Source organism: Candidatus Nanopelagicales bacterium, assembly GCA_041393815.1.
Classification (GTDB): domain Bacteria; phylum Actinomycetota; class Actinomycetes; order S36-B12; family JAWKJK01; genus JAWKJK01.
Genome location: JAWKJK010000005.1, coordinates 120183 through 134040, shown reverse-complemented (window position 1 = coordinate 134040; position 13858 = coordinate 120183). Strand labels below are relative to the sequence as shown.

Annotated in this window: 10 protein-coding genes; 7 read left to right on the top strand and 3 right to left on the bottom strand. The window is 72.2% G+C overall.

What is annotated here, in order from left to right:
- Positions 1-1149 carry a hypothetical protein gene (locus tag R2737_14635; protein MEZ5117494.1) on the bottom strand — a complete coding sequence of 383 codons (1149 nt, stop codon included), beginning with the start codon at positions 1147-1149 and terminating at the stop codon, positions 1-3.
- 1018 nt (positions 1150-2167) lie between these two features.
- On the opposite strand from R2737_14635, the gene R2737_14630 reads away from it, so the two are divergent.
- The 6 genes from R2737_14630 to R2737_14605 all read left to right on the top strand — a co-directional run bounded on the left by R2737_14630 (position 2168) and on the right by R2737_14605 (position 10317).
- Positions 2168-3601 (top strand): sensor histidine kinase, encoded by a 1434-nt coding sequence (locus R2737_14630; GenBank protein MEZ5117493.1) that lies wholly within the window; start codon positions 2168-2170, stop codon positions 3599-3601.
- Positions 3598-4059, top strand: a complete 462-nt coding sequence (locus tag R2737_14625; protein ID MEZ5117492.1) for a response regulator transcription factor — start codon at positions 3598-3600, stop codon at positions 4057-4059. Before R2737_14630 ends, R2737_14625 begins: the two co-directional genes overlap by 4 nt.
- The gene (locus R2737_14620; protein ID MEZ5117491.1) at positions 3981-4229 is read left to right on the top strand and encodes a response regulator transcription factor; all 249 of its coding nucleotides are present in this window, start codon (positions 3981-3983) and stop codon (positions 4227-4229) included. Before R2737_14625 ends, R2737_14620 begins: the two co-directional genes overlap by 79 nt.
- Positions 4230-4322: 93 nt before the next feature.
- Positions 4323-4937: a hypothetical protein gene (locus R2737_14615; protein MEZ5117490.1), complete on the top strand. Its 615-nt coding sequence runs from the start codon at positions 4323-4325 to the stop codon at positions 4935-4937.
- Positions 4938-5010: 73 nt separating this feature from the next.
- Entirely contained in the window at positions 5011-5397 is a 387-nt protein-coding gene (locus tag R2737_14610) for a hypothetical protein (GenBank protein MEZ5117489.1), read from the top strand.
- 258 nt (positions 5398-5655) lie between these two features.
- Positions 5656-10317: a 5'-nucleotidase C-terminal domain-containing protein gene (locus R2737_14605; protein ID MEZ5117488.1), complete on the top strand. Its 4662-nt coding sequence runs from the start codon at positions 5656-5658 to the stop codon at positions 10315-10317.
- A gap of 174 nt (positions 10318-10491) precedes the next feature.
- Here the strand turns inward: R2737_14605 and R2737_14600 are convergent, their stop codons facing one another.
- Together R2737_14600 and R2737_14595 are read right to left on the bottom strand one after the other, a co-directional pair.
- Positions 10492-11184, bottom strand: coding sequence for a haloacid dehalogenase type II (locus R2737_14600; protein ID MEZ5117487.1), 693 nt, complete (start codon positions 11182-11184; stop codon positions 10492-10494).
- Between the two features lie 22 nt (positions 11185-11206).
- Positions 11207-11980, bottom strand: a complete 774-nt coding sequence (locus R2737_14595; GenBank protein MEZ5117486.1) for an IclR family transcriptional regulator — start codon at positions 11978-11980, stop codon at positions 11207-11209.
- 195 nt (positions 11981-12175) lie between these two features.
- Here R2737_14595 and hutU point away from each other — a divergent pair, with 195 nt between their 5' ends.
- Positions 12176-13858, top strand: a complete 1683-nt coding sequence (gene hutU / locus R2737_14590) for a urocanate hydratase (GenBank protein ID MEZ5117485.1) — start codon at positions 12176-12178, stop codon at positions 13856-13858.

The window sequence follows — 13858 nt, the reverse complement described above, 5'->3', positions numbered from 1 at the left end:
TCACTCCTCCTGCTCCGCGGGGGTCGGGCCGACGTCGGCCGGGCCCGGGTCGGCATCGGCGTGGGTGAGGGATCGGCCCGGGTTGCGCCGTCGCCACAGCAGCACTGTGGCACCGCCGAGGGCGAGCGGTCCGCCGATCGTGATGATCCGCCAGACCCCGAGGCCGGCGACGATCTCCGGCTCGTACTGCAGGCCGGCGATCTCCACGAAGGTCGCGAGCAGGGCGGCGTCGAGGATGCCAAAGCCGGCCAGCGGCATGATCGTCAGCGGGTAGGCGATGAGGAAGGCGCCGAGCACGTCCACGGCGGACAGCAGGTCGGGGCCGACGCCGACGAACCGCAGAGCGGCCAGCAGGATCGCGCCGTCCGTCAGGACCATCAGCAGCAGCGCCCCCAGCGACGGGAGCAGGCCGGAGCGCAGCGTGTCGGCCATCCGCCCGCGGAAGTCGACGACCGCCGCCGACCACGACTGCGGGTCGACCGTGGGCTTGAAGCGGCGTACGACGACCGCGGCGGTGCGGCCGAGCAGCGCCGCGAGCGCGTCGCCGCGCGCGACCAGCCACAGCCCGACCAGGACCGCGACGGCGATCAGCGCCGACCCGGCCGCGGCCACGACCTGGCCGCGGTCCACCTCCTGCACCGCCAGCACCAGCACGCCGACGGTCGGCGCGAGGAACCGGATGCTGTAGAAGGCCAGCATGTTCAGGGTCACCCCTGCCATGCCGTCGACCGGGTTGACACCCCAGGAGCGGAACTGGGCGACCCGGATCACCACGTCCCCCGGCGGCGGGGCGAAGGTGCCCACGACGTTGGCGGACAGGTCGTTCTGGACGGACCGGCCCAGGGTCAGGCCCGGGACGAACCGCGTCAGGGGGACGGCGTTGAACGTCTGCCGCACGCCGAGCAGCGCGAGCAGCACGACGAACTGGACCGGATTGATGCGGCCGAGCGCGGAGGCGACCGCACCCCAGTCGATGGCGCCGACGAACTGGACGATGATCCAGCCGACGGCGACCGAGACGGCCACGATGACGGCCGGGCGGACGAGCGGCCGCAGCCGGCCCCACACCGTGCGCGGGGCCGGCGGCGCCTCGGGGTAGCCGAGAGCGGGGTCGTCGATGCCGTCGGCCGGCACCTCGGGACTGGGCACGTGCGCAGTGTGGGACACGCCGCGTCCGGTGTGACATCCGGGGTAGTACGACCATCGGCCAATGGCGACCTGCACCCGGGATGCGGGACAACGGTGGTCCGCCCACCACCGTGAGGAGCCCGATGCGCCGCATGCTGATCCTGTGCGCCGCGCTCGCGCTCGCGGCAGCACCGGCGCTCACCGGACTGCGCGGGAACCCCTCCTTCGCCCAGAGCGTGCCGGTACCCGTGCCCGTGGGCGCGCGCACGCTGGACCCGTCCTCGTTCGACGACGGCTCCGATGTCGGCGACAACGACCCGCGGGGTGACGACGCGGGTGACGAGGATCCCGCGGGCCCGGCGTCCGGTGGCCCTCGGTCCGTGTCGTCCGCCACGGACCCAGGCGACGGGCACCGCTCGGCCTCGGCCGCGCAGTCGTCGGGCCCCGGCCGGTCCGGGAGCGGCACCAGCGACGATGCGTCCGCGGGGTCCCGGTCCGGGTCGTCCGGTACCTCCGGGTCCTCCGGCTCAGGCTCCGGCTCCGGCTCCGGCTCCGGGTCGTCCGGGTCGTCCGGCAGCTCCTCGCACGGCTCCGGCGCAGACCCGCAGCCCGCGCCCTCCCGCAGCCCGCGCCCGACCATCGACGACACGGCCCGGCCGACCGACGCGACGGCCTCGGGATCCGCGTCCGGCTCGGGCCACGGCGGTAGCTCCGGGCAGGGCGGTGCCTCCGGGCAAGACGGCGGCTCCGGCTCCCACGACGGCACGGACGACGGAGTCGACCAGCACGTCCCCTCCCCGACCCGCACCCCCCAGGCGGTCGGGAGTCCCGCCCCCGGACCCAGCCCCTCCGACGACCCCGGGTCCGGGGGCGGCGGCTCTAGCGCCTCGGGTGGCGGCAGGTCCGGCTCCGGCGGGTCCGCGGACTCCGGGTCCGGCTCGGGCGGGTCGCATGGATCGGGCAGCGACGATGCCTCGCCGACCACGCGATCCGAGCCGAGCGACGGCCCCCTCCCGACCCCATGAGCCACACTGGGGCGGTGCAGGACCCCGCCACCGACGGTCCGGGCTCGCTCACCGACGACGAGGTGTCCGAGCCGACCGTCGCCGGGCCGCCGCAGCCCGACTGGGTCACCGTGTCGGCCGGGGGCGAGCGAAGCGCGGGGTACCGGCCGGTCCGCACGGGCCGGATCATGGCCCAGGTGGCGGCGGCGGCCGCGGTGGTCGTGGTGGTGGTCGGTGTGCTGGGCGCCGTCGCCAGCCGCAACGTCGCCGAGCGCCAGGCCGTCAACGACGCCGCCACCATCACCGACCTGCTGGCCGAGGCGGTCGTGATGCCGGCGCTCGACGACTCGCTGCTCACCTTCGACGCCGAGGCAACCGCCCGGCTGGACTCGGTCGTACGGTCACGGGTTCTGGGGACGTCGATCTCCCGGGTCAAGCTCTGGACCCCCGACGGGGTCATCGTGTACTCCGACGACCCCGAGGCCATCGGCGACCGCTTCGCCCTGGGCGAGGAGGAACGGCAGGCGTTGCTCGAGCCGATGACCCACGCGGAGGTCTCCGACCTGACCCGGCCGGAGAACCGGTCCGAGGCCGGCCAGGACAAGCTGCTCGAGGTCTACCAACCGGTGTGGACCCCCACCGGCCAGCCGCTGCTGTTCGAGACGTACGCCCCCTATGACTCGGTCGCGGCCAGGACCGGCGAGCTGTGGCGGGGCTTCGCGGGGATCACGCTGTCCAGCATGCTGCTGCTCGTCGTCCTGCTGATGCCGGTGATCTGGCGGCTGACGGACCGGCTGCGCACGGCGCAGTCGCAGCGCGAGCAGCTGCTGCAGCGGGCCGTCGACGCGTCCGCGGAGGAGCGCCAGCGGATCGCCGCCCACCTGCACGACGGGGTCGTGCAGGAGCTGGCCGTGTCGTCGTTCGCCGTGGCCGGGGCCGCGGAGCAGGCCGACACCCTCGGACACCGCGGCCTGGCGGACCAGCTGCGCGGGGTCCTGGGGACCGTACGCGCCAGCATCGGCGGGCTGCGGTCCCTGCTCGTCGACATCTACCCGGCCAGCCTGCGCACCGCGGGGCTGCGCGCCGCACTCGAGGACACCACCGCGACGCTGCGGTCCCGCGGCGTCGAGGTCGATCTCGACGTCCCGCCGTACGGGCGGACCGGCCTGGACCCGGCCGCGGAGGAGCTGGTGTTCCGAGTGGCTCAGGAGTGCCTGCGCAACGTCGCGGGGCACGCCCACGCCCGACGGGTGACGGTGTCGCTGACGCGGGACGGGCGCGACCACGTGCTCGACGTCGTCGACGACGGCGTCGGGTTCGATGCGGAGAGGGCGCTGGCGGACCCGGAGGAGGGCCACTTCGGCCTGCGCATCCTCGCCGACCTGGCCGCGTCCGCCGGGGCGACGCTGGACGTCCGCACGGGGCCCGGTGCGGGGACGCACTGGCGGATGCGGCTGCCGGCGTCGTGACCACGATCCTGCTGGCCGACGACCACGGCCTGGTCCGGGCCGGACTGGTGAGCCTGCTGCAGTCCACCGACGACCTGCGCGTGGTCGGGCAGGCGTCCGACGGCGAGCAGGCCGTCGCGCAGGCCCTCGAGCTGCGGCCCGACGTGGTGCTGATGGACCTGTCCATGCCAGTGCTGGACGGTGTCGAGGCCACCCGCCGGGTGGTGGCGCAGCTGCCCGAGACGCACGTCGTCGTGCTGACGTCGTTCTCCGACCGCGAGCGGGTCGACCTGGCGCTGCGGGCCGGTGCCGTGGGCTACCTGCTCAAGGACTGCGACCCGACGAGCTGCTCGCGGCCGTGCGCGCGGCGGCGCAGGGACATGCCCCGATCGACCCGAGGGTGGCGCGGGCCCTGCTGCCGTCCCAGCAGGCGCCGTCGCCGCTGGACGAGCTCAGCGGGCGCGAGCGCGAGGTCCTGAACCTCGTCGGAAAAGGCCTGGCCAACAAGCAGATCGCACGGTCTCTGGGGATCAGCGAGAGCACCGTGAAGCTCCACGTCGGCAACATCTTCCGCCGCATCGGCGTGACCGACCGCACCAGCGCCGCCCTGTGGGCGCGCGAGCACCTGCCGGAGCCGGGTCAGGCCTGACCGGTCGTACGACCAAGGTGTCATTGCGACCTCGACGCGGCCCCTCGCAGCCTTGCGGTACGGCCACCCCCGGCCCCCGACCAAGGAGTCCCGATGACCCAGGCAGCGCACCAGACCTCGTCCGTCCGCCGGACCGCGACCCGCGCGCTCATCCTCGTCACCAGCATCGCGCTGGCCACCGTCAGCGGCGCCACGGTGGCGCAGGCCCGGCAGGGCGCGGACGACGGCAGCACCGGCAGCTCGTCGTCCGCGTCCAGCTCGCGCGACGACCACGGCCAGCACGGCCGGCACAAGGCGCGGGGCAAGGGCAAGCACCGCAACCACGGTCACCGCCACCGCGGGCAGCACCGTGGCCAGCACCACCGGCACGGAGCCGATGACGTCATGGGTGCCGCGCTCGACGACTCCGCCCCGCGACCGACCGCCAGCGTCGCGACGGCCGGGAACGACGACGGCACCCCCGACCAGGGCCCCGGCGACGTGGCCATCGGCACCACCACCGACACCACCACGGGCGGCACCAGCGCCGGGAACGACGACGGCACCCCCGACCAGGGCAGCGGCGACGCCGGCTCCGGCACCACCGCCGGCACCACCGCCGGAGATGACGACGGCACCCCGGACCAGGGCAGCGGCGACGGCGGATCGGGCTCGGGCTCCGGTTCGGGTCACGGCGGCGGGCACGACGACGGCCCGAACCACTCGTGAGGCACTGGACCCGTCTGCCTCCCCCCGTCCCGTGCTCCCTGCCCCATTCCTCCTCCCCCCGGAAGGACCTGCCATGACCCCCCTGCGACGCCCCCTCGTCCTGCTCGCCTCGACCGCCGTGATCGCCTCCGCCGTGGCCTTCCCCTCCGCGGCGCAGGCGAAGTCCCCCCGCGTCATCGAGACCGCCTCGTGCGGCAGCATCGCCACGAAGCTCAAGCTCTCGGCCGAGGACCACGGCCTGCAGGTCGAGTACGAGCTCGACCAGAACCGCAACGACCAGCGCTGGCGGCTGCGCCTGGTCCACAACGGCACCGTCGCCGCCACGGCAACCCGCACCACCCGGGCCCCCAGCGGGTCGTTCGGCTGGCGGGTCGTGACCGCGGACGGCAGCGGGACCGACACGGTGACCGTGGTGGCCCGACGCGGCAGCACCACCTGCCGCATCACCGCCCGGCTGTAGCCGACCCAGTCGCCGCACCTTCGGACCGGGCCTGCCGCCCCACGGCAGGTCCGGTCCGTGTGCTGACTCCGCACGTGCGGCCGCGGCCGGCTCGGCGACCCGGGCTCGGGAGGAGGGCGAGCCGGAAACGCTCGGGTGATGCGGAACACACCCGAACGGCCTCTCTGCCCTAGCGGAGACCGCTACTCAACGTGAGGGTGGAGATGCGACGGCGCGGGGTGTCCGCCTCGCGCCCGCCACCACTCGGGGGTGGTCACGATGAGTCAGTTCAACGACGTGTGGCACGGGCCGCGGAGGCGCCTCACGGCGCTCGCGGCCCTGACGTTGGTGGTCGGCCTCGCTGGCCCGCTCACCATGACGGCGCCGGCCTCCGCGGCCGCGCCGATCAGCTTCACGATCATGCACACCAACGACTTTCACGGCAACCTGGAGGCTGCGGGGAGTAACCCCGGTGCCGCTCGGGTCGCGCAGAAGATCCAGGACGTCCGCACCGCGGTCGGTGACGCCAACACTCTGCTCTTCGATGCGGGCGACATCATGCAGGGCACGCTGTTGTCGAACCTCCAGCAGGGCGTGCCCACGATCGCCACCTACCGCGCCATGGGCTACGACGCCGCTACTTTCGGTAACCATGAGTTCGACTGGGGGCAGTCCGTCCTGGCGGCCCGCATCGCCCAGGCCGAGTCCCCGGCAACGGCCACCGAGACTCCCATGGACATGGTGGTCGCCAACATCACCACCAAGTCCGGTGACGCCTGCACCTGGGATCCCTTCAACCCGGCGGTCGCGCCGTACGAGGTGTTCACCGTCGGCACGGCGCCGAACACCGTTCGGGTCGGCGTCATCGGCGTCGGCTCGGTCGAGACCCCGTACATCACGGTGGCCTCAGCCACGGCCGGTCTGTGCTTCCGCGATCCGGCGGAGACGATCCTGCACTACTACGACGAGCTCGCCGCCGCGTCCGACGTCATGGTGGTGCTGAGCCACAACGGGTATACCGACGGGGGCTACGGCTACGGCTTCACCGTCTACGGCGACCAGACCCTGGCGGCGATGCTGAACTCCGCCGGCAAGCCGGTCGACCTGATCATCGGTGGTCACAGCCACACGAACCTGACCACGGCCACCGTGGTCGGCTCCACGACCGTGGTCCAGGCCTACTACGCCGGGCGCCGTGTCGGACGAGCCGACGTCACCTTCGACCCGGACACCGGTAACGCCTCCATCTCCTGGCAGTCCCTCGTCGTCGGCACGACTGACGCGCAGTACCCGCCGATCGACGCCCTGGTCCAGTCGTACGCCAGCGACCCGGCGTACCTGGCGCTGATCAACGAGCCCATCGGATACGCGCAGACCGACCTGCTGCGCAACTACAACGGCGACTCGATGATGGGCGATTTCGTCGACGATGCCATCTACGGCGCACTCAACGAGGACGCCAATCCGGCCAACGACGTCGACATGTTCTTCAACAACCCCGGCGGGATCAGGACCGACTGGTGCGACAAGGAGGATCCGCTCAACCCGGGCACCTACGTCTGGAGCTCGAGTGCGGCGGACTGCCAACCGGGGGTCTGGGCGCACGACCCGATGCTGCTCACGTACGGCCAGATGTTCCAGATCCTGCCGTTCGGCAACGCCACGATCGTGGGAACGATGACAGGCGCGCAGATCATCGACCTGCTCAACCAGTCGGCCACGCTGTTCAAGGGCGCACTGCAGCCGTCCGGCGTCCGATACACGTTCTTCCGGTACTCCGACCTGCTGCCCGGGCCGCAGCCGTGGGGCTGGGGCTCGTACGACGTCGAGTTCTACAACAGGTCCAGCGGAATCTGGGAGGCCATCGACCCCGCGGCCACCTACAAGGTCGGCACCAACGAGTTCCTCGCCCCGGCGGGCCAGGACGGGTTCACCCCGTTCAAGTACATGACCGACATCACGTACTGGGGTGACATGCTCAACGCGGTCAACGCGTACGTGTCCGCGCACTACACCTTCGCCGACCCGTACAAGGGGCCGGACGGCGACGGGACGCTGGACGGGCGCATCACCCGCAACGGCAACGGGGACGACACCTACGACCCGGGTGAGGTCGTGCCGGTCACGGTGCTGCACCACAACGACTCGCACGGCAACCTGCTCAAGGGGACCTACGTCGGCTACACCCAGCTGGCGTCCCTGATCAACCAGGCGCGCGCCCACAACCCGCAGCGGACCCTGCTCCTGACCGCGGGCGACAACATCCAGGGCGACGCGATGATGTACTACTTCAAGTCGGCCGGGCTCGGCTACGCAGCAGACGGCACACCGCTCCCGCCCGAGCTGTCGATCAACCCCCTGATCAAGGCGTTCAACGCGATGGACTACGACGCCATGACCTTGGGCAACCACGAGTTCAACTTCGGCTCGCAGATCTTCGGCACGTTGGCGCAGGCCACCTTCCCGATCCTGCAGGCGAACATCGCCGACACCGGCGCGTACGGGCTGGCGAGCGTGCCCGTGGAGCCGTACGTCGAGGAGACGATCGGACCGGAGAACATCAAGGTCGCGATCCTGGGGATCGGCAACCACCGGGTCCCGAACTACGAGCTACCCAGCAACATCCCCGGGCTCACGTTCACCGACCCCATCCAGGCGGGGCAGGACTACGCCCCGACGCTGCAGGCGAACGACGACGTGGTGATCGCCCTGACCCACATCGGCTTCACCACCAACCCGGCGAGCGTGGAGGTCGACGACAACGTCGACACCTACTTCGCGTCGGTGGTGCCCGGTGTCGACGCGGTCGTCGGCGGCCACAGCCACACCAACCCGGCGTACGGCTTCGGTGCCTACAAGTACCTGCCGGCACAGGTCGCCGGACCGGACCACGCCGTCCTCGTCACCCAGGCCTACCGCTACAACAACACCTTGGGCGAGGTCGTCCTCGGCCTCCTGCCGGACGGCGGCGGGGGGTACGACGTCGTGTCGCGGGCCGGCCGCTATACGTCGGTGTCCGCGAGCACTCCGGAGGACCCGACGATCAAGGCGCTGATCGACCCGTACGCGACACTGTTGGCGGCCTACAACGACACCGTGATCGGTTCCACCCTGGTTCCAGTCGACGCGCTGTCGGCGTTCACGCAGGAGACCAACGCAGCGAACCTGCAGGCCGACGCCTCCGTCTGGAAGCTGGAGTCCGAGGATGTCGCGGTCGACGTCCACCTGTCCGGGGCCATGACGAACCGGAAGATCGCGGAGAGCGCGACCCCGGGGACGCCGTTCACCCTCAGGGTCGCGGACATGTTCACCCTCATGCCGTACGAGAACTCGCTCGTCGTCATGACCATGAACGGACCGCAACTGAAGGCGGTCCTCGAGCGGGCCTACCGCAACTACTACTACTACAAGTATGTGCCGGGCTACGGCGGCTACTCGTACTACACGACCTGCATGCTCGACACCGACGCAGGCAACCACATCGCCTACCGCGACACCTTCCCGACGCTGCCCGACGGTGACAACGTCGCCGGACTGTTCATCGGCGGGACGAAGGTGGACTTCACCGACGCCTCGACGTACTACCGGGTCTCGACGGTGAACTACCTGGCGGCCGGCTCGTGCAACTTCAACGACGGTGGCACGTCGCTGTGGCCGCTGGGCCAGATCGTGGCCGACACCCAGTACTACGTCCGCGACGCGGTGATCGAGCACGTACAGGCCCAGTCGGAACCGATCAGCCCCGCGATCGAGGGCCGGCTGATGTTCAACCCGCCGGTCATCGCGTCGTTCGGGGTGACCCCGTCGACCTCGTTCATCGGCTCCATGGCCAGCGCCACCGCGGAGTTCACCGACCCCGACGTGCCGGTCACCTGTCTGGTGGACTTCGGTGACGGGACGCAGGTGCCGGGAACGGTGACCGGGTCGACCTGCGCGGCATCCCACGCGTATAGCAGCACCGGGGTGTTCACCGCGACCGTTCGGGTCACCGACTCGACCGGTGCGTTCGACACGAAGTCGGTCGGCCACACTGTCGTGCAGCTGCCCTCCGGCGGGTCCGGGTACCTGCTCACGGTCAGCCCGTCGTCAGCAACCACGACCGTGGGCGGAAGCACCGCATTCACGGTCACCCTGAAGACGACGGACGGGACCCCGGTCGCCGGTGAGCCGGTGACGGTGTCCTCCGCCGGCCGCAACGCCTTCGGCGCCACCACGGCAGGTACGACGACCGCCGCAGGCACGGTCGCCTACGCGCTGAAGGACACCGCCCCGTCCTCGTCCACGGTGATGACGGACACGGTGACCTTCACCGCTCAGGGCATCGCGGCCATCGCGACCGTCACCTACACCTCGGAGCCGACCTCGCCACCCACATCCCCGCCGAGCGGGCCGACCGTGACGGTGACGTCGCCGCACGACGGGTCGCCCATCACCACCGGCGGGCTGTTCGGTGTCTCGGCCACCACGACCGGTGTGGCGCCCGGGACCACGGCCTACGCCACGCTGGACGGACGGGCGAAGGCGAGCTCGACCGTCCGGGCCGACGGGAGCGTTCGGTTCGACGGTACGTCAGGAGGCGGGGGGCAGTGGATCCCCGCCGAGGCGGGTGACTGTGCGGTGCGGATCTGCGGCGGTACCTGTGGTCCGACGCAGGCGACCAGCGCGACGTTCTCGCTCTCCCTGGCGCCGTTCGGCATCATGCCGCCGGCCGCGGTGACGTCGGGTCAGGCCGCCTTCACCGTGGCGACCGGCAACTGGTCGCCAGGAACCCCGATCCACCTGACGCGCAACGGGGTCAGCGTGGCAGCCGCGAAGGTCGTGTCGAAGGGTGCGTCCCTGGTGATCACCGTTCCGGCGAAGCCGGGCACGTACCAGGTCCGCGTCACCTCCCTGCAGGGGTACGTGTACGGGGACCACGACGGGGTGGTCACCCTGAAGTAGTCCTCGCGTACGACAACCACGTGGGGGTCCCGGTGGAAGCGGGGCCCCCACGCCCGCGTGGGTCGCCGTCGCCTAGCGGCGATGCCGGCCGGGGAGGCGGATTCGGCTCGGCCCACTCCGTCCCGGGGCGGAGGGGATCTCGAGGGCGGTGGCGTCGGAGGCGGGCGCGACCTCTCAGGACGGGCCAGGAGGGGGATCCGCCGCCAAGAGGTGCGCGAGGTCATCGACCCCGGACACCGCCAGGTCGGGAGTCCGGAAGTAGGAGGGGTACACCTCCTCGCTGCGCCGCCGGACCCAGGCGGTGCGCAGACCCGCGAGGCCGGCGCCGTGCAGGTCCCAGGGGTGCACCGCGACCATGAGCATGCGGTCCGGCGTCGTGCCGCAGACGTCCGCGGCGTAGCGGTACGCACCGACCGCGGGCTTCCAGATGCCCGCGTCGTCCACAGACAACACGTGTTCGAAGGACTCCCGGAGCCCGGCACGGTCCAGCAGTCGTTCGGCGACCGCCGCGGCACCGTTGCTCAACGTGACGAGGCGGGTGCCGCCGGCCGCGAGCCGCCGTACCCCCGTCGCCACGTCCGGGTGCACGTCCAGGTCCAGGAACGCGGCCATCACCGCCTCCACCGACTCCTCGGCCGGCACCGCGCCCGCATCGACCAGCAGCCCGCGCAGCACCTCTCGCCCGATCCCCGCAAAGGACGCGGGCTGGCCGACGGCCGTGAGCGCGAACCCCTCCCTGAGGACCGAGGCGAACCACAGCCGGGCCGTCTCGGCAGACAGCCCGACCTCGGCGAACCGAGCCGCCAACGGGCTCAGGTCGGACAGGGTCTCGTTGACGTCGAACACGATCACCTCGGGCGGCAGCATGACCCCAGGATGGCGCGCCCGCTCAGGTCGGCGCCGGGACCGCGCCCCACCGCCGGGTCAGCGCGCCGGCGGTGCGCCGTACCTCCCTGCTGCACAGCGCCAGCAGCGGCGGCGCCAGGTCCTCCGAGCGCACGGTCACCCCGATCGAGGCCACCGGCCGGCCCGCCCGGTCGACGGAAGCCGCGGCGACCGACGCGTACCCCTCGGTCACCATCCCGTCCTCGACCGCGACGCCGGCCCGTCGCTCGGTGGCGAGCAGCGCGCGCAGCTGCGCCAGGCTGGACGGCCCTCGGCCGGTGCGCACCACGAAGGCGTCGCGGTCCGGGAACAGCGCCCGGACCTGGGCCGCAGGCAGCACCGCGAGCATGCAGCGTCCCGACACCGTGAGGCTGGCGGGCAGGCGGACGCCCACCTCCGCGACGACGCTCACCCGCAGCGCGGTCGACTCCGTGGCCACGTACAGCGTCTCCCGGCCGCGCAGGACGCCGCAGTGCGCGACCGCGGGCAGGTCGTGCGGCAGCCGGGTCACCAGTGCGCGCAGCACCGGTCGGGCCTGCCGCTCCAGGGGGTCGTGCCGCAGGTACGCGGTGCCCAGCTCGAACGCGGACACCCCGATGCCCCAGCGCTGCTCCTCCGGGTAGTGGACGACGAAGCCGTCCTCCGCCATCGCGGCGAGCAGGTGGTACGTGGACGAGCGGGGCAGGCCGAGGTCGCGGGCCAGAGTCGCGGCCGTGACCGGGGTCGGCGAGCCGGCCAGCGTCCGCAGGATCGCCAGCGCCCGCCGCGCCGCCGGCACATTCGCCGAGTGGAGGGTCCCCCCCCCCCCCCCCCCCCCCCCCCCCCCCCCGGGGGGGGGGGGGGGGGGGGTGGGCCCCCCCCCCCCCCCCCCCCCCCCCAACCCTCCACTCGCCGGGCGCTGAGTCTCGTATCTGAGACACCGACCGCGAGCAGGGTATCGCCGGGACGGTCTCGGAGCGCTGCAATGGTCCGCATGACGACCGCCCCCGTGACGCCCTCAGGTCCCCGCCCGGTCCGCGCGCCCCGCGGCACCGCCCTCACCGCCCGCGGCTGGCAGCAGGAGGCCGCGCTGCGGATGCTGCAGAACAACCTCGACCCCGAGGTGGCGGAGCACCCCGACGACCTGGTCGTGTACGGCGGCACCGGACGCGCCGCCCGCAGCTGGTCCGCGTTCGACGCGATGATCCGTACGCTCACCGACCTGCGCGACGACGAGACGATGCTGGTGCAGTCCGGCAAGCCGGTCGGCATCATGCGCACCCACGAGTGGGCGCCGCGGGTCCTGATCGCGAACTCGAACCTGGTGGGGGACTGGGCGACCTGGCCGGAGTTCCGCCGACTGGAGCACCTCGGGCTGACGATGTACGGACAGATGACCGCCGGGTCGTGGATCTACATCGGGACGCAGGGGATCCTGCAGGGCACGTACGAGACGTTCGCCGCGGTCGCGGAGCGGCGCTTCGGGGGCACGCTGCGCGGCACGCTCACGCTCACGGCCGGCTGCGGGGGCATGGGCGGCGCCCAGCCGCTTGCGGTCACCATGAATGAGGGCGTCTGCCTCATCATCGACATCGACCCCACCCGGCTGGTCCGGCGCGTCGAGACGCGCTACCTGGACGAGATCGCGAACGACCTCGACGACGCGATCGAGCGGGTGGTGGCGGCCAAGCAGGCCGGTCGCGCGCTGTCCGTCGGGCTGGTGGGCAACGCGGCCACCCTGGTGCCCGAGATCCTGCGCCGCGGCGTGCCGGTCGACATCGTCACCGACCAGACCTCCGCGCACGACCCGTTGACGTACATCCCCGAGGGCATCGACCTCGAGGACGCGCCGGACTACGCCGACAAGAAGCCGGAGGAGTTCACCGAGCGCGCGCAGGCGTCGATGGCCAAGCACGTCGCCGCCATGGTCGGCTTCATGGACGGGGGCGCGGAGGTCTTCGACTACGGCAACTCGATCAGGGACGAGGCGCGCAAGGGCGGCTTCGACCGGGCCTTCGACTTCCCCGGGTTCATCCCCGCCTACATCCGCCCGCTGTTCTGCGAGGGCAAGGGCCCCTTCCGCTGGGTGGCGCTGTCCGGTGACCCGAAGGACATCCGGCGCACCGACCAGGCCGTGCTCGACCTGTTCCCCGACAACACCCACCTGCGGCGCTGGATCACGATGGCGCAGGAGCGGGTGGCGTTCCAGGGGCTGCCGGCGCGGATCTGCTGGCTCGGGTACGGCGAGCGCGACAAGGCCGGGCTGGCGTTCAACGACCTGGTCGCCTCCGGCGAGGTGTCCGCGCCGATCGTCATCGGCCGCGACCACCTGGACTGCGGCTCGGTGGCCTCCCCGTACCGCGAGACCGAGTCGATGCTCGACGGCTCCGACGCGATCGCGGACTGGCCGCTGCTCAACGCGATGGTGAACGTGTCCTCGGGCGCGTCCTGGGTGTCGATCCACCACGGCGGTGGCGTCGGGATGGGCCGCTCGATCCACGCCGGCCAGGTGTCGGTCGCCGACGGGACCCCGCTGGCCGCGCAGAAGCTGGCCCGCGTGCTCACCAACGACCCGGGGATGGGCGTGATCCGGCACGTGGACGCCGGGTACGACCTGGCCTGCCAGGTCGCCGAGGAGCGCGACGTGGCCGTCCCCATGGGCCTCCCCGCCCTGTAA

Bases quoted from the DNA above. Each gene is read 5' to 3' on its own strand.
- R2737_14600 (MEZ5117487.1), bottom strand. From the start codon at position 11,184: ATGCTGCCGCCCGAGGTGATCGTGTTCGACGTCAACGAGACCCTGTCC.
- R2737_14610 (MEZ5117489.1), top strand. From the start codon at position 5,011: ATGACCCCCCTGCGACGCCCCCTCGTCCTGCTCGCCTCGACCGCCGTG.
- R2737_14605 (MEZ5117488.1), top strand. From the start codon at position 5,656: ATGAGTCAGTTCAACGACGTGTGGCACGGGCCGCGGAGGCGCCTCACG.
- R2737_14615 (MEZ5117490.1), top strand. From the start codon at position 4,323: ATGACCCAGGCAGCGCACCAGACCTCGTCCGTCCGCCGGACCGCGACC.
- hutU (MEZ5117485.1), top strand. From the start codon at position 12,176: ATGACGACCGCCCCCGTGACGCCCTCAGGTCCCCGCCCGGTCCGCGCG.